Consider the following 15,243-nt stretch of genomic DNA (forward strand, 5'->3'; position numbering starts at 1 on the left):
GGATGGAAACCCTGCCCATGCTCGACCTGCGTCCCAACTGCGAATGCTGTAACACCGACCTCCCTCCCGAAAGTCCGGATGCGCTGATCTGTTCGTTCGAGTGCACCTTCTGTCGTGCCTGTAACGAGCGGCATTTTCATGACCGCTGCCCGAACTGCGGCGGCCAACTGGTGATGCGCCCCACTCGAGTGGGCAAGGTACTGGGCAACAACCCCGCCTCCACCCAGCGAGTGCTCAAGCCGCACGCCCCCTGCGGCTGAGCGCTTGTACCCAAACCTTGTTTGTAGGAATTTTCTACAGCTTGGTGCGGGATTTTCAACACACCTATACTCGCCTATTACCAAGGGTCCTGAATGTCCGTAAGGTGCGCGCTGCCCAGCAAGTCCGCGGCCCGCGCCTGAAATTCAACGCAGGAAGCGGGCTGCACTTTGACAGGAGTGACCTGAATGACATCCGTGCTGTTGGTCGATGACCACCACATTGTGCGACTCGCCGTACGCATGCTGCTTGAACGCGAACGCTTCACCGTCGTGGGTGAAACCGGCAAAGGCAAAGAGGCCGCCCGCCTGGCCGAGCAGACCAAGGCCGATGTGGTTATCCTCGACATCGGCCTGCCCGACCTCGACGGCATGGAAGTGATCAAGCGCCTCAAGCTGATCGACCCGCCCCCACGGATCATGGCCCTGACCGGCCAGCCCGCCGACCTCTACGTGCGCCGCTGCATGGACGCCGGCATCTCGGCCTTCGTCAACAAGGACGAGGATCTCGATGCCCTGGTCTTCGCCCTCAAGGCACTGGTCAAGGGTTACTCGACCTTTCCGCAGATGGCGGTCAACAGCAATACCCTGGAAAGCGAGACCGAACGCCTGGCACTGCTTTCCAACCGTGAAATGGAAGTGCTGCGCCGGCTCAGCGCCGGCCAGAGCAACAAACTGATCGGCGAGCAGATGAACCTCAGCGCCAAGACCATCAGCACCTACCGCGGCCGTATCATGGAAAAGCTCAAGGTCGAGTCGTTGGTGGAAATGGTCGACCTGGCCAAACGCAATAACGTCGCCTGAATCATGATCAAGGGCGCCCTGCTATGCCTGCTGCTGGCCATGCTGGCGTCTTTGCCCGTACAGGGTGAGCCGCACAGCGAAACTCGCCATCTGCTGGCCCGCGCCCTGAGCGCGGCGCCTCCCTTGACGCTGGCGGCAGCCGACCGACAGTGGCTTGCTGAGCGCGGAGGCCTGGTGCTGGGCAGCTCGCGCCCCGACTACCCCCCCTTCGACATCAACAACAGCCAGTCCGACTACGAAGGCCTGAGCGCGGACTACGCCGGCCTGATCAGCGAGCAGTTGGGCGTGCCGGTCGAGGTGCGTCGCTATCAAAGCCGCGAGCGGGCCCTGAATGCGCTGCGCGCTGGCGAAATCGACCTGCTGGGCAGCTCCAACGCCTTCGAGGCCAACGACGCACAACTGGCTCTCAGCCTGCCCTATGCCGATGACCTGCCAGTCATCGTATCGCGCAAGGACCAGCCCCTGCGCGACGGTGACGATCTGGCCGGCCTGCGCCTGGCCATGGTGGATCATTACCTGCCCATGCAGGCGGTGCGACGCCTCTATCCCGGCGTCCAGCTGAACCTCTATCGCTCTACCCTCGCCGGAGTCGCCGCCGTGGCCCTAGGTCAGGCCGACGCCTACCTGGGTGACGCCATCAGTACCGACTATGCAATTGCCAAAGGTTTCCAGGAAACGGTCAAGGTCGATCATTTCGTCAAGGCCCCGGCCAGCAGCTTTGCCTTTGCCATGACCCAGGACAACCAGCGCCTGCTGCAACTGGTCGACCTGGCCCTGGGGCGCATCGCCGACAGCGAACGGCTGAACATCCTGCGCCGCTGGGCTGGCGGCGGCACCAGCCTGCTGCTTGACCGTCGCCTCGATGCCCTGACTCAAGAGGAGCGCGACTGGATCGCGCAACACCGGCAGATCACCGTGATGATCAACACCACCCTGGCGCCCCTGAGCTTCACCGACGCCCAGCAGCAACCTCGGGGTATCGCCCTGAACCTGCTGGAGCGTATCGGCCTGAGCACCGGCCTGCGCTTCAAGGTGGTCGAGTCGGAGTCATTCGAGGACATGGTCGAGCAGGTCGCCCAGGGCAAGGCGGACATGATCGGCGCCATCGGTTACGGCGAGCACCGCGCCCAACGCCTGCGCTACACCCGCCCCTACATGATCAGCCCGCGGGTGATGGTGGTCCGCCGGGATGCAGCGCCCCTCGATCCGAAGCAACCGCTGCAAGGGCTACGGGTGGCCTTGCTGAGGGGTTCACCCTTGCGCGAAGGCCTCGAACGGCAGTACGGCAATTTGCGGGCCGTCGAGGTGGAGAACCCCCTGCAACTGATGGAGGCCGTGGCCAACGGCGATGCCGATGTCGCCCTTGGCTCGCACATCAATGCCAGCTATTTCATCAACCAGGTGTTCAAGCACCGCCTGCGCATTGCCGGCCTGCACGGTGACGAGCCGGCCCTGGCGACCTTCGCCGCAGGCCCCGCTCAGCCGCAATTGCAGGCGATCCTCGACAAGGCCTTGCTGAGCATCCCTCCCGACGAGCTGGAGCAACTGGTCAATCGGTGGCGAACCAACACCGCGGTCAGCGACAGCCCCTGGCGCAACTACCGCACCCTGGCACTGCAAGTACTGGTGCTGGCCGCCCTGCTGCTGGCCGGCGTGGCGTTCTGGAACACCTACCTGCGCAAGCTGATCCACCAGCGTAGCGAGGCCCAACGCGCCCTGCAGGAACAACTGGCGCTCAGCCGCGGTTTGCTCGAACAGTTGCGCCAGGCCAAGGACGATGCCGAGCAGGCCAGTCGGGCGAAAAGCACCTTCCTGGCAGTCATGAGCCACGAAATCCGCACACCGATGAACGCAGTCATCGGCCTGCTCGAGATGGCCCTGGAGGACAGCCAGCACGGCCATAGCGACAGCCAGGCGCTGGAGGCGGCCCACGGCTCGGCGATCGGCCTGCTCGACCTGATTGGCGATGTGCTCGACATCTCCCGCATCGAGTCCGGCCACATGACGCTGCAACCAGTGGCTTGCGATCTGGTCGAGCTGATCCGTGCGACCCTGCGGGTTTTCGAAGGCAACGCACGCCTCAAAGGGCTTGCGCTGGGTGCGCTGCTGCCCGCCTCGCCCACGTGGCTGCTGGTCGATCCGCTGCGTTTCAAACAGGTGTTGTCGAACCTGCTGAGCAATGCGATCAAGTTCACCGATCAGGGCCAGATCGACGTGTCGCTGGCGGTCGCCCCGAGCGATGCCGGCCTGCATAGGGTCACGCTACAAATCAAGGACAGCGGCGTGGGTATCAGCAGCATTGACCAGGCACGCCTGTTTACCAGTTTTTCCCAGGTCGATGGCCGGCAGGCACGCCAGGGTGCGGGCCTGGGCCTGGTGATCAGTCGCGAGCTGTGCGAACTGATGGGGGGCGAGCTGAACCTGAACAGCATCGAGGGCCTGGGCACCCAGGTCGAAGTGCATCTGAGCCTGCCGGGCAGCGAGCCTCCTGCCACCGAGCTTGCCGGCAAGGCCTTGATCGAAGCCGGTGCAGGCCCGCTGCAAGTCCTGATCGTCGATGACTACCCCGCCAACCTGCTGCTGCTCGACAAGCAACTGCGTTCCCTGGGTCATCAGGTGACCCTCGCCGATCAGGGCAAGGCCGCGCTGTCGCTCTGGCTGGACGGCCATTTCGATGTGGTCATCACCGACTGCAGCATGCCGGTCATGGACGGCCATGAGTTGGCCCGCCAGATTCGTGCACGGGAGCACGATGAAAACCTGCCCGCGGTTCGAATCATCGGCGTGACGGCCAACGCCCAGGCCGAGGAACGCCAGCGCTGCCTGGACAACGGCATGGATGAGTGCCTGTTCAAGCCGATCGGCCTGCAGGCACTCAAGGCCTGCCTGCCGCTGGCCGCCGAGGCGCCCCGTGCCAGCGGCTTCGACCTGGCGCAACTGCGCCATCTCACCCAGGACGACGATCGGCTGGTCAAGCGCCTGCTGGAGCAACTGGCGCAAAGCAGCGCCGAAGACCTCCAGGCGTTGCATGCACTGGGCGCCAACCCGCCAGTCGAAGCCCTCGCCCCGGTGGTCCATCGAGTCAAGGGCGGTGCGCGGATGCTCAAGGTCAGGGGCGTGAGGCAGGATTGCGAAGCGCTGGAGCAGGCCATAGCCCTGGGCCAGCCGGTTGAGCAACGGCTCGCCCAGCTACGGTCGAGCCTGCACACCCTGGAGCTCGAACTGCGCCAAAGCCTCAGTGCAATTGAAGGGTCGAATTGATCTGGCTGATGGCGTCCACCACGTGCCGCGAACCCTGCTGGATCTCCATGATCACCGTACCGGCCTCGTTGGCCAGTTCCACGCCCAGGCCGGTGCGGGTCAGGCTCGACTGCATGCTGGCCACCGCGGTCAATGACAGGTCATGGTTCTGCCGCACCACTTCGACGATCTCCAGGGTCGCCTTGCTGGTCCGCGCCGCCAGGTTGCGCACCTCGTCGGCGACCACGGCGAAGCCACGGCCATGCTCGCCGGCCCGGGCCGCCTCGATGGCAGCATTGAGCGCCAGCAGGTTGGTCTGGTCGGCGATGCCGCGGATGGTCAGGACGATCTGCCCGATCACCTCGGACTGTTTGCTCACCGCGTCGATGGTGCGGGCGGCGTCGTTGAGTTCGCAAGAGATCTGCTCGATCACCTCGACCGCCTGCTGCACCACCTGGGTCCCCTTGCGCGCGCAGGCGTCGGTCTGCACCGAGCTGGCATGGGCAGCGTCGGCGGCAGTCTGCTGGGTGCTGACCTGGCGGGTGATGTCGCTGGCGAACTTCACCACTTTGTACAGGCGGCCCTTGTTGTCGAAGATGGGGTTGTAGGACGCCTCGAGGTACACGGTCTGGCCTTGCTTGTTGACGCGTTCAAAGCGGTGGGAGTGGTACTCGCCACGGTTGAGCGAGGCCCAGAAGTCGCGGTATTGGGCCGACTCGCGCTCGTGCGGCAGGCAGAACAGCCCGTGATGGCGCCCCACCACCTCCTCAAGGCGATAGCCCATGGTATCGAGGAAATTCTGGTTGGCCTTGATCACGCGCCCGGCCGGGGTGAACTCGATCACCGCCATTGAACGGCCGATTGCCTTGAGCAGGCTTTCGCTCTCGTGCTCCTCGATCACGTGGCGGGTGATGTCGGAGGCCACCTTGATCACGCTGGTCACCTGCTGGCGTTCATCGATCACCGGCATGTAGCTGGCCTCCAGCCACACCTCGCGACCCGCCTTGTCCAGGCGCTCGAACGTACCGCTGATCGCCTTGCCCTCGCCAAGTTCGCGCCAGAGCTGCTGGTACTCGGCGCTCTTGGCGTAGGCCGGGTCGCAGAACAGCCGATGGTGCTTGCCGCGGATCTCGTCGGCGCTATAGCCCATGGTCTTGCAGAAGTTCTCGTTCGCCTCGAGGATAGTGCCATCCGGCGCGAACTCGATCATCGCCATGGAACGGCTGATCGCTGCCAGCTTCGCCTCCATGCCCGCCAAGGCCTGCCGGCTGCGCTGAATCTCGATCAAGTCGGACTTGCGATGGTACTCGAACATGGACCGGGCCTCCTGTGCTCACGGAATGTCCTGAGCATAGATCGGCGCTGAAGGCATGCAAGCGATCTGATATCACTTTCGCATTAGGCATTTGCGCCGTCTGTCCGCTGGTCATTCGGTTTTGCGGATACGCATCGATACAAACACCCAATGACAATTGCACTGCGTCTAAAACGAACAGGAACTCTCGATTTCACCGCCCCATCTTCGAACGCACTGTTTGAATACATCCTGAACAACAGATGGCCAGGGATGTGCTTTGCTAGAGAGAGGAAACAACGGAGCTAGTCTGATGAAGATCGTAGTCACCAGCATCCTCGTCGACGACCAGGCCAAGGCCCATGCCTTCTACCATCATGTCCTGGGCTTCGAGCCCAGGCACGACATCCCCATGGGCAAGTACCGCTGGCTAACCCTCACCTCCCCCAATGATCCCAATGGCGTCGAGTTACTACTCGAGCCCGATGCCCATCCTGCGGCGAAGGCCTACAAGGCGGCGCTCAAGCAGGACGGCATCCCTGCCACCTCGTTCGGGGTGCGCGATATCCATGCCGAATACGAGCGCCTGTGCAAGGCGAACGTGCAATTCACCCAGCCACCCACCGACATGGGCCCGGTCACCGTGGCGGTCTTCGATGACACCTGCGGTAACCTGATCCAGATCGCCCAGCGTCACTGATCAGGCCTGCGCCGCCGGCAACCGCAGGGTGGCGCACAACCCCCGCGGCGAGGCATTGTGCAATTGCACGCTACCGTCCAGGCGCTTGATGACGGTGCTCACGATCGACAATCCCAGACCGGCGCCATTGGGCGCGTCCTTGCTGTAGAAACGCTCGAATACCCGCTCCAGGTCGGCCGGCTCGATACCAGGGCCTTCGTCCTGCACTTCCAGCACCAATGCCTGCTCCTCGCGGCGCAGGCCCACCCGCACCCGCCCCCCAGAGGGAGAATGGTCCACCGCGTTGGTCACCAGGTTCTGCAGGGCAATGCCCAGGGCGCCGGCATCGCTGTACAACCGGTAGTCAACCCCTTCGGCGATCTCCAGGGAGGGTTCCTGACCACGTTCGAGTATCCACGGGGTCAGCTCCGCCAGGGTCTCGGTGACCAACACAGCGAGGTCGACTTGGGTCCAGTTGCGCTGCGCCAGGCGGGGTTCCAGGCGGGCCAGGGTCAGCAGCTGGTTGACCACCCGGGTCAGGCGGTCGACACCGCCAATCAGATACCCCAGTGCCTTGTTGCGCTCCGCCTCGCCGGTGGCGGCCTGGGCGTTCTGCGCGTGCAGGCGCAGGATCGCCAGCGGCGTGCGCATCTCGTGGGCGGCATCGGCAATGAAACGGTGCTCTCGGCGCAGCAATTGCTCGATCTGCGCCAGCAGCCGATTGATCGCCGCCTGCATTGGCTCGAGCTCTTTGGGCAACGGCACCAACTGCAGGGGGTCCAGGGACTCGGCGTGACGGCCACGGATCACCTGGGCCATGTTCTGCAACGGCTGCAGCCCCCAGCCGATGGCCACCCAGACCAGCAGCGCCAATGCCAGGCTGCCGAGCAGAAACGGCATCAAGGTGTGACGCACGATCCTGTCAATCAGGTCGTAGCGCACATCGTTGCGTTCCCCCACCCAGATCAGCCAGTGCTTCTCCGCCACCGGCAGCACAAAACCACGCCATCGCTGGCCCTGCACCAGCATGTCGGAAAACCCCGGCGTGCTCGGTGGCACCGCGAATGCGGGCGCGCTGGGGGTACGCACCAGCAAGGTAGCGCGGTCGTCCCACACCTGGAAGGCCAGTTTGCTTTCGTAAGGGTGGCCGACCCGGTGCCGCCCCGCCTTGCTCAGCGCCTCGTCGAATGCCTGGTACAGCGCCTGACGGTTCTGTTCCTGCACCGGCAGGCTCATCACCCCCTGCAGCAGGCGAGCGTTCTGCGCCAGATGAGCATCGTATACTTCGGTGATTTCATGCCGGCTGTCGTGGTAGTTGTACAGCGCCAACAGACCGCTGCCGAGCAGCAGCAACAGCATGACCCGCCACAGCGTGCGCTGGCGCAACGAACTCATGCGCGCCCCTCCACCAGGTAGCCGATACCGCGCACCGTGCGGATCAAGCCGTTGAACAGCTTCTTGCGCAACTGGTAGATGTTGACTTCAAGGGTGTTGCTCTCAGGCTCCTCGTCCCAGCCGTAGAGCAACTGGGTCAGGCGCTCGCGGGTGAAGACCTTGCCCGGCTGGGCAAGCAGCTCGTGCAGCAACAGGTACTCCTTGGGCGTGAGTACTACCGGCTGACCGTTGTAGCGCACCTGCTGGGTCGCCGGATCGAGGCTCACGCCGGCATGCTCGATCAGCACCCGGGCGCGCCCTGCGCTGCGCCGTAGCAGAGCGCGCAGGCGGGCCTTGAGTTCGTTGAGGTCGAAGGGTTTTACCAGGTAATCGTCGGCACCGGCATCGAGCCCGGCGATACGATCCTCCAGCCCATCGCGCGCGGTGAGGATCAGCACCGGCATGGCGTTTTCCGCGGCGCGCAGGCACCGCAACAGCGCCAGGCCATCCAGGCGCGGCAACCCCAGGTCCAGCACCAGCACGTCGAAGGTCTCGACGCTCAGCGCGTGCAACGCACTCTGGCCATCCTGCAGCCAGTCCAGGGTGTAGCCCTCCAGGCGCAGGCCATCGCAGATCCCCTCGCCCAACGCGGCGTCATCCTCAACCAGTAGCAGGCGCATGCTCAGTCCTGTTTGTCTTCGATGGCCTTGAGTAAAGCATCGATTTCCCCGCGCCGGCCCTGGTCTGCCAGCGCGCGGCCTGGCCGCGGCGCGGCGCGCAGGGCCTTGTCCAAGGCAGTGCGGGCTTCACCATAACGGTTCTGCCGGTACAGGTGGTCGGCCCAGAAGTAGTTGCTGTCGATACCATCGGGGTTGATCGCCAGGGCCTGGCGCAGCATCGCTTCGGCCTTGTCCTGGTCGCCGAACCCCAGGGGCCAGCCCGGTACCCGGTCGTACAACGCCCCCAGGCTGGTGTAGGCCGACCCTTGCAGGGCCTTGGGGTCCAGCGCCAGCGCCTTCTCCAGGCTGGCACGGGCGGCCTTGACTTTGCCCAGCGCGCCGAGCCCGCCGGTGGCACCGGCCCAGCTGCTGTTGACGATACCCTCCCAGATCAACGGCTCCGCCGAGCCCGGGTACTGACGGACGAACCCCGCCGCGTCCACGGCCAGCGCCTCGAAGGCTTTGGCGCGCTGCCCTTCGGGCAGTTGGTACTGAATCTGCGCCCAGCGCTGTTGCACCTCGCTCAGGCGTTGGTTGCCGGCCTGGTCGAGGGCCCAGACAAAGGGCGAAAAGGCCAGCACACTGGCCAATAGCAGACGTTTCATTTGCCTGACTCCTTGCCCGGATGGGCGCTAAAGCGGCGAATCAGCGGCAGTTGCTTGCGCAGGGCACGATCAACCAGCCCGGGCAGCATGCCGTTCAAGCGCACGAAAAGTTTTTCCGGCCAGCCCAGGTACAGCTCGCTGCGCTCGGCCTGGACCGCGTCGAGCACCGCGCGGGCCACATCCCGCGGCTGGTCCACGCCCACCTTCAGCGCCTGGTTGAGCGCCGTGGCGGCATTGCTGTTCATCGCCGTACGCGTTGCCCGTGGCGCGGCGTACAGCACATTCACCGGGGTGTCGGCCAGTTCGCGGCGCAGCGCTTCGGAAAAGCCGCGCAGGGCGAACTTGCTGGCGCAGTAGACGGCATAGCCGGGGTAGCCGATCGAGCCATAGGTGGAGCCGACGTTGACCACCAGAGCCCTAGGCTGATCGCGTAGCAGCGGCAGGCAGGCACGGGTCAGTTGCAGCGCGGCCTTGAGGTTGATATCCAGCAGCTCGTCGAGCGCCGCCTCGTCAAGCTGGTCGAGCAAGGCGAAGCGATTGATCCCGGCGGCGTTGATCAGCACGTTGACGCCCCCCATGGACCGCGCGGCTGCCAGCACGTCCTGGCGACTCTGGGCGCAGCGCAGGTCGGCCGCTTGCCAATGCAATTGTTGCGGAAAACGGTTCATCAACTGCGCCAGCTGGCCCAGGTGCCGGCTCACGGCCAGCACCCGTGCGCCGGCGACACATAGCTGCTCGGCCAGCTCCAGGCCGATCCCGCCACTGGCCCCGGTCAGCACCACCACGCAATCAGGCAAGCGCATGCCGCACCTCGCTCTGGCCTGCCCGTGGCAGGTGCTGGAACATTTCGCTGTACAGGCGGTACACCACCTTGGCGGCATGGATCACCGCCTGCTGATCGCCACTGTCGTCCAGGCGATCCATCAGGCTGCGGTAGGTCACCATATGGTCCTGGTCGAGAGCGCCATGGGAATTGAGGTAGCTGAACGCTTCGTCCGGGAGCCCCAGGCTACCCTGTATCCTGCCGGCGGCCTGGGTGGCCAGGGCGATACTGGTACCCTCGAGCACATTGACCATGCCGAACAGCCCCACCGGGTTGCCCCGGGCGATCAGGTCGTAGAGGAAGGCGACCATCAGCTCGATCGACAACGCAGGACGACCGTCGCGGACCTTGTCCGGGTCACCGCCACAGGCGGCGATGTCGTTGAGGATCCAGCGTTCGTGACCGTATTCCTCGTCAATGTATTCACACACGGCGCCACGCAGCCACTCCAGACGCGACGGCAGACGGGCGCCACAGGCCATCATCAACGGAACGGTATGGCGCACATGGTGGTAGGCCTGGGCCAGGAAGGCCACATAACCCTCCACGCTCACCACCCCACCCAGGGCATCGCGGATCACCGGGACACCGAACAGCGCTTCGCGCTCGCGGGCGGTCTGTGCTTGCAGGTTTTCGAAAAAGGACATGGCGAACCTCATGCTTGTTGAAGAACGGACAACAGGGACTGGTAATGCAGCAGGATCGCCTCGCGGCGTGGGCGGCCATTGGGCGTGAGGGTCCCCGCCTCGGCATTCAACGGCTCAGACAAGCGTCGCCAGGCATGTACCCGGGCATAGTCCGGCAGGCCATCGTTGCACTGGCGAACCGCCCGCTCGATCTGTTCGTCGCTGGCCTGCGAGTCCAGCGGCCAGAGCAACGCCAGGTTGCCCGGCAGGCCCTCGCCGTGCACGAAGGCCTGGGCGATGACCCCTCCCTGGGTCAGCTCGGCCTCGACCCATTCAGGGTTGACGTTACGCCCGAAGCTGGTGATGAACTGGTGCTTCTTGCGCCCGGCCAGGTGCAGGTAGCCGTCGCGATCAAGCTGGCCGAGGTCGCCGGTCGGCCACCACTGGCCCTCGAACACAGGCTCGCCGAGGTAACCGAGCAAGGTCGAGCCGGCCACCAGCACCTCGCCGTCCTCGGCAATGCGCACCTGCACATGGGGCAACGGCCGGCCGGCACTGCCCGGGCGCAGCGCCCCGGGGCGGTTCAGGCACACTACCGATGCGCACTCGGACAAGCCGTAGCCTTCGTACACCGGCAGGCCCACCGCAGCAGCACGCGCCAGCAGGCTGGCGGCCACCCGGGCACCGCCCACGGCGACAAAACGCAACGGACCGACACGCATGGCCCCGCGCTCGATGGCCGTGACCAGCCCCAGCAAAAGCTGCGGGACCAGGATCAGGCTCTCTGCGCCGCTCAGGGCGATCGCCCCGAGCAGACGCGCGAAGTCCACCTGGCTGGCGCCGCGGATGCCCAGTTGCGCCTGCGGATAGAGCATGACCACGGCGCCGGCCAGAAGCGCCGCGTACACCCCCAGGTTTTCCAGCAACACCGCCAGCGGCAGCACGGCCAGGTACTTGCCCGGCGCCGCCTCACGGCTGGCCGTTTCCAGCTCGCGGGCGACCTGCAGCATCGACGCAGCTCCCAGGCAAACGCCCTTGGGCGCACCGGTACTGCCGGAGGTGTAGGTGATCTTGGCGGTGCCGTGCGGCAGTCGCGGTGACGCAAGCGGGTCACGGTGCCAGAACCGCGTGCCGCGAGTGAAACCACAGGCTTGCAGCTCATCGGCCAGCGCGCTGTCGGCCAGCACCAGTGACACGCCACCCTGCGTCAGGCAGTGGCGCCGCTGGGCCGCGCTGAAAAAGCCCGGCAGCAGCAGGATCGGGCGCTCGGCCAGTAACGCGGCAAGGTCCCACAGCAGGGCTTGCGGGCCGTTATCCACTGCCAGGGCGAAGGTGCCGGCAGGTTGTTCGCGCAGCCAGTGCACCCGCTGGCGAACCTCACCCAGCAACTGCGCATAGCTGAAACGTTCATCACTGCCCAGCAGCGCCGGTTGCTCGCCACGGTGGCGGGCATGGACCTGCAGCGTTTCGAAGAACGCCTCGATGTCATGCGGCATGACCGCTCTCCTGCTTCGCCACCGGCAGGCCCAGCCGTTCGAACACGCCCGCACGGGCCAGTGCCGCGTGGCCTAGCCCGATATTGCCGACGAATACCTGGGGTTGCTGTGCGTAGTAACTGCCCCAACTGCCGGACTCCTCGCCCAGACGGTGGGCAGCCGCCTGCGCCACGACCGTGGGCTCCAGCCCCAGTCGGCGAAAACTGTTGAGCAAGGTCGCCGCGCCAGTGAATGCCACCCACTGCAGGCCGCGTGCCGCCAGCAGCCAGGTCACCGCGACTATCATGATCCGCGCGCTGCCGGCACTGAGCGCCGCCAGGTTGCCCACTTCCACCAGCTGCTCTCGGGTGACCGGCCCCGCCGCCACGTTCGCCACGGCGCTTTCCAGCGGCACATCGAGGTAGCGCTCCAGGAACAACGGCGCACTGCCGGCCAGGCGTAAGCCGGCGGCGGCGATCAGCCGGTCATGGCGATCATGCAGCCCCAGCAGTTCGGGCAGGTAATGATGCACGTCAGCGTGATGCACACAGGCGAAGCGCGCGTGAATGAACCGCTCCAGTTCGAGTCGACCTGGCGTACCCGGCCCATGCAGCAGAAGTCGGGCCTGGTGTTGCGCATGGCAGCCAATGGCCACGGGAAACAGGGTGTTCCAATTCAGCTCGGTCATGACGGGCCCCCGCTCATTTCAGTGGAGGCAGTATCGAGGGCGAATCTGAAGCCAGTCTGAAGTGTCGCCATCGCGAGTGATGGCGCCCCTCGCTGGGGCTGCTACATTGCTGACTTCCCCCGGCGCAGTAAGAACCAAGGACACCCCATGCGCTACGAATTCAGCGAAGTGCTCAACGACCTGGTCGACTATTTCCTGCTGGGCGATATCCAGCTGCTCGAACAGTTCAAGGAAGACCAAGACCTGCCCGACGACCTGGCGCGCGCCTTCACCCGCGGCGACAGTGGCGACCTGGCGGTGCAGCAAGGTGTGATCCTGCCGCTGGCCGGCATCGACAACCTGCCCTACCGCATCCTGTTTACCCTCGACGAATGCACCCCGGCACTGCTCGAGCCCGGCAGCCGCCTCAAGCATCGTCGCCCGGGCCATGTGCTAAGGGTCGAACACGGCGCCGTGATGCTCTTCACCTGGCGCATCCTGCAGCACTTCACCAACAAGACCCTGGGCGATCTGCTGGCGCGCTACCAGGAGCCGGGGCGGCCGATCATTGAACTGGACAACGGCTGGTATTCGGTGGAAGTGCTCGCGGGCGCCGTGGTGCGCGACGGTTTGTACGAACCGGCGTTCGAATTCGTCATGAAAAAGGCCTATGCGCGCCCACAGGCCTCGGAGGTGGATGTCGGCTACCGGTATAGCTTGCGCGGTTACTTCGACTGACCGGGGCCGCTCCTGCAGCGAGGGCGTGAATCGGGCGACTTCTGCAGGAGCGGACCTTCATCCTTCAGGTGTGATGGATATCCCGGTCCTTGGTCTCAGGCAGGAAGAAGATGCCCAACACCGCGGTCATCACCGCAATGACGATCGGATACCACAGCCCGTAGTAGATGTCCCCGGTCGCCGCCACCATGGCGAAGGCCACCGTTGGCAGAAAACCACCGAACCAGCCGTTGCCGATGTGATACGGCAGCGACATCGAGGTGTAGCGGATCCGCGCCGGGAACAGCTCCACCAGCCAGGCGGCGATCGGCCCATAGACCATGGTCACGTAGATCACCAGGATGGTCAGCAGCAGCAACACCATCGGGTAATGGATCTTCGCAGGGTCCGCCTTCTCGGGATAACCGGCCTCTTTCAGGGCGCCGGTCAGCGTGGCGGTGAAGGCGTCGGCCTGAGTCTTCAGTTCAGCCGCGGCCAGACCGGTCCCCTCGAAACTCGGGATCACCCGCTCGCCGATACGGATCTGCGCCACGCTGCCAGGCTCGGCCTTTTCGTTCTCGTACGGGATCGCCCGCTTGGCCAGCAGGCTCTTGGCGATGTCGCAGGAACTGGTGAACCGGGCCTTGCCCACCGGGTCGAACTGGAAGGCGCACTGCCCGGGGTCGGCCACCACCACGACCGGGTTCTGCTCCTGGGCGACGAACACATCCGGGTTGCCGTACTCGGTCAGCGCCTTGAAGATCGGGAAGTAGGTCAACGCGGCAATGATGCAACCGGCCATGATGATCTTCTTGCGCCCGATACGGTCGGACAGACTGCCGAAGACGATGAAGAACGGCGTGCCGATCAGCAGGGAACCGGCGATCAGCAGGTTGGCGGTCTGCGGGTCGATCTTCAGTGTCTGCAGCAGGAAGAACAGCGCGTAGAACTGCCCGGTGTACCACACCACCGCCTGGCCGGCGGTGCCACCGAGCAGCGCCATGATCACCACCTTGAGGTTGTCCCAACGGGCGAACGATTCGGTCAGCGGCGCCTTCGACGCCTTGCCCTCGGCCTTCATCTTCATGAACACCGGCGACTCGTTGAGTTGCAGGCGGATGTACACCGAGATTGCCAGCAGCAGGATCGACAGCAGGAATGGTATCCGCCAGCCCCAGTCCTCGAACGCCTCGGTGCCCATGGCCGTACGACAGGCCAAAATCACCAGCAGCGACAGGAACAGCCCGAGGGTGGCGGTGGTCTGGATCCACGCGGTGAAGAACCCGCGCTTGCCCTTGGGCGCATGCTCGGCCACATAGGTGGCAGCGCCGCCGTACTCCCCGCCCAATGCCAGCCCCTGCAACAGCCGCAGGGTGATGAGGATCACCGGCGCGGCCACGCCGATCGTCGCATAGCTGGGCAGCAACCCGACCACTGCGGTGGACACGCCCATGATCACGATGGTGATGAGGAAGGTGTGCTTGCGCCCGATCATGTCGCCCAGGCGGCCGAACACGATGGCGCCGAACGGCCGCACGGCAAAGCCGGCGGCGAAAGCCAGCAAGGCAAAGATGAACGAAGTGGTTTCGTTGACCCCGGCGAAAAAGTGCTTTGCGATGATTGCCGCCAGCGAGCCGTACAGGTAGAAGTCGTACCATTCGAACACGGTGCCCAGCGAAGAGGCGAAGATGACTTTGCGCTCCTCCCGGGAAATGCCACGTTGGGGCGCGCTACTGCCCGTGGATGCGCTGTCAAGGACCGCCATGGGTCGCCTCCGTCTGGTTGTGGTAGACCGGAGTGCTCCATCAGGTAGCCAAAGCACGCACCCAGGCCAAAAAGGCATTACAGGCTGCGCGAAGCACGACGAGGCATCGGCCCCGAATCGCGGCAAGTCACTTCAAGCATAATCGGCCTTTGCACGATAGCCACTCGCCTGAGTGATCGAGCGCCGAAACGGATAGGG

General features: G+C 64.8%; 14 protein-coding genes and 1 pseudogene. 5 read left to right on the forward strand and 10 right to left on the reverse strand.

All coding sequences use genetic code 11. The features are described 5' to 3' along the window. The first annotated feature begins 17 nt into the window (after positions 1–17). From KHO27_RS10905 to KHO27_RS10915, 3 genes are all read left to right on the forward strand, one after another. Positions 18–260: a DUF1272 domain-containing protein gene (locus KHO27_RS10905; protein ID WP_110702181.1), complete on the forward strand. Its 243-nt coding sequence runs from the start codon at positions 18–20 to the stop codon at positions 258–260. 186 nt (positions 261–446) lie between these two features. Then, entirely contained in the window at positions 447–1,061 is a 615-nt protein-coding gene (locus KHO27_RS10910) for a response regulator transcription factor (protein ID WP_028690792.1), read from the forward strand. A gap of 3 nt (positions 1,062–1,064) precedes the next feature. After that, positions 1,065–4,322 carry a transporter substrate-binding domain-containing protein gene (locus KHO27_RS10915; protein ID WP_214501787.1) on the forward strand — a complete coding sequence of 1,086 codons (3,258 nt, stop codon included), beginning with the start codon at positions 1,065–1,067 and terminating at the stop codon, positions 4,320–4,322. On the opposite strand, the gene KHO27_RS26565 is transcribed toward KHO27_RS10915, so the two are convergent. Then, positions 4,297–4,791, reverse strand: coding sequence for a methyl-accepting chemotaxis protein (locus tag KHO27_RS26565; RefSeq protein ID WP_231867507.1), 495 nt, complete (start codon positions 4,789–4,791; stop codon positions 4,297–4,299). The genes KHO27_RS10915 and KHO27_RS26565 overlap by 26 nt on opposite strands. Positions 4,792–4,833: 42 nt before the next feature. After that, positions 4,834–5,616: pseudogene (locus KHO27_RS26570) on the reverse strand (PAS domain-containing protein); the annotation flags it as partial. Positions 5,617–5,908: 292 nt separating this feature from the next. Between KHO27_RS26570 and KHO27_RS10925 the strand changes: the two are divergent. Next, positions 5,909–6,295 (forward strand): VOC family protein, encoded by a 387-nt coding sequence (locus KHO27_RS10925; protein ID WP_110702188.1) that lies wholly within the window; start codon positions 5,909–5,911, stop codon positions 6,293–6,295. On the opposite strand, the gene KHO27_RS10930 is transcribed toward KHO27_RS10925, so the two are convergent. From KHO27_RS10930 to KHO27_RS10960, 7 genes are read right to left on the reverse strand one after another with little or no spacing between them, the layout of a single operon-like run. Beyond that, positions 6,296–7,669, reverse strand: coding sequence for a sensor histidine kinase (locus KHO27_RS10930; RefSeq protein WP_111532307.1), 1,374 nt, complete (start codon positions 7,667–7,669; stop codon positions 6,296–6,298). Then, positions 7,666–8,328 carry a response regulator gene (locus KHO27_RS10935; protein ID WP_110702192.1) on the reverse strand — a complete coding sequence of 221 codons (663 nt, stop codon included), beginning with the start codon at positions 8,326–8,328 and terminating at the stop codon, positions 7,666–7,668. The genes KHO27_RS10930 and KHO27_RS10935 overlap by 4 nt, the downstream gene beginning before the upstream one ends. A gap of 2 nt (positions 8,329–8,330) precedes the next feature. After that, positions 8,331–8,972: a tetratricopeptide repeat protein gene (locus KHO27_RS10940; protein WP_110702194.1), complete on the reverse strand. Its 642-nt coding sequence runs from the start codon at positions 8,970–8,972 to the stop codon at positions 8,331–8,333. Then, entirely contained in the window at positions 8,969–9,775 is an 807-nt protein-coding gene (locus KHO27_RS10945) for an SDR family oxidoreductase (RefSeq protein WP_214501788.1), read from the reverse strand. The genes KHO27_RS10940 and KHO27_RS10945 overlap by 4 nt, the downstream gene beginning before the upstream one ends. Further along, positions 9,762–10,442 (reverse strand): iron-containing redox enzyme family protein, encoded by a 681-nt coding sequence (locus KHO27_RS10950; RefSeq protein WP_139670518.1) that lies wholly within the window; start codon positions 10,440–10,442, stop codon positions 9,762–9,764. Before KHO27_RS10950 ends, KHO27_RS10945 begins: the two co-directional genes overlap by 14 nt. A gap of 8 nt (positions 10,443–10,450) precedes the next feature. Continuing rightward, a complete protein-coding gene (locus KHO27_RS10955; RefSeq protein WP_214501789.1) occupies positions 10,451–11,917 on the reverse strand; it encodes an AMP-binding protein in 1,467 nt (488 codons plus the stop codon). Beyond that, positions 11,907–12,584 (reverse strand): thermostable hemolysin, encoded by a 678-nt coding sequence (locus tag KHO27_RS10960; protein WP_110702203.1) that lies wholly within the window; start codon positions 12,582–12,584, stop codon positions 11,907–11,909. Before KHO27_RS10960 ends, KHO27_RS10955 begins: the two co-directional genes overlap by 11 nt. Positions 12,585–12,731: 147 nt before the next feature. Between KHO27_RS10960 and KHO27_RS10965 the strand changes: the two genes are divergently transcribed. Then, positions 12,732–13,301, forward strand: a complete 570-nt coding sequence (locus KHO27_RS10965) for a hypothetical protein (RefSeq protein WP_111532303.1) — start codon at positions 12,732–12,734, stop codon at positions 13,299–13,301. A 64-nt stretch (positions 13,302–13,365) separates the two neighbouring features. Here the strand turns inward: KHO27_RS10965 and KHO27_RS10970 are convergent, their stop codons facing one another. Then, entirely contained in the window at positions 13,366–15,045 is a 1,680-nt protein-coding gene (locus KHO27_RS10970) for an MFS transporter (RefSeq protein WP_110702207.1), read from the reverse strand. Between the last annotated feature and the right edge of the window lie 198 nt (positions 15,046–15,243).

Source organism: Pseudomonas sp. RC3H12, from assembly GCF_018596375.1.
Classification (GTDB): Bacteria; Pseudomonadota; Gammaproteobacteria; order Pseudomonadales; family Pseudomonadaceae; genus Aquipseudomonas.

Coding starts and splice junctions, on each gene's coding strand:
- KHO27_RS10970 (WP_110702207.1), bottom strand. CDS start 15,045: ATGGCGGTCCTTGACAGCGCATCCACGGGCAGTAGCGCGCCCCAACGT.
- KHO27_RS10925 (WP_110702188.1), top strand. CDS start 5,909: ATGAAGATCGTAGTCACCAGCATCCTCGTCGACGACCAGGCCAAGGCC.
- KHO27_RS10930 (WP_111532307.1), bottom strand. CDS start 7,669: ATGAGTTCGTTGCGCCAGCGCACGCTGTGGCGGGTCATGCTGTTGCTG.
- KHO27_RS10940 (WP_110702194.1), bottom strand. CDS start 8,972: ATGAAACGTCTGCTATTGGCCAGTGTGCTGGCCTTTTCGCCCTTTGTC.
- KHO27_RS10910 (WP_028690792.1), top strand. CDS start 447: ATGACATCCGTGCTGTTGGTCGATGACCACCACATTGTGCGACTCGCC.
- KHO27_RS10955 (WP_214501789.1), bottom strand. CDS start 11,917: ATGCCGCATGACATCGAGGCGTTCTTCGAAACGCTGCAGGTCCATGCC.
- KHO27_RS10915 (WP_214501787.1), top strand. CDS start 1,065: ATGATCAAGGGCGCCCTGCTATGCCTGCTGCTGGCCATGCTGGCGTCT.
- KHO27_RS10960 (WP_110702203.1), bottom strand. CDS start 12,584: ATGACCGAGCTGAATTGGAACACCCTGTTTCCCGTGGCCATTGGCTGC.
- KHO27_RS10950 (WP_139670518.1), bottom strand. CDS start 10,442: ATGTCCTTTTTCGAAAACCTGCAAGCACAGACCGCCCGCGAGCGCGAA.
- KHO27_RS10905 (WP_110702181.1), top strand. CDS start 18: ATGCTCGACCTGCGTCCCAACTGCGAATGCTGTAACACCGACCTCCCT.
- KHO27_RS10965 (WP_111532303.1), top strand. CDS start 12,732: ATGCGCTACGAATTCAGCGAAGTGCTCAACGACCTGGTCGACTATTTC.
- KHO27_RS10945 (WP_214501788.1), bottom strand. CDS start 9,775: ATGCGCTTGCCTGATTGCGTGGTGGTGCTGACCGGGGCCAGTGGCGGG.
- KHO27_RS10935 (WP_110702192.1), bottom strand. CDS start 8,328: ATGCGCCTGCTACTGGTTGAGGATGACGCCGCGTTGGGCGAGGGGATC.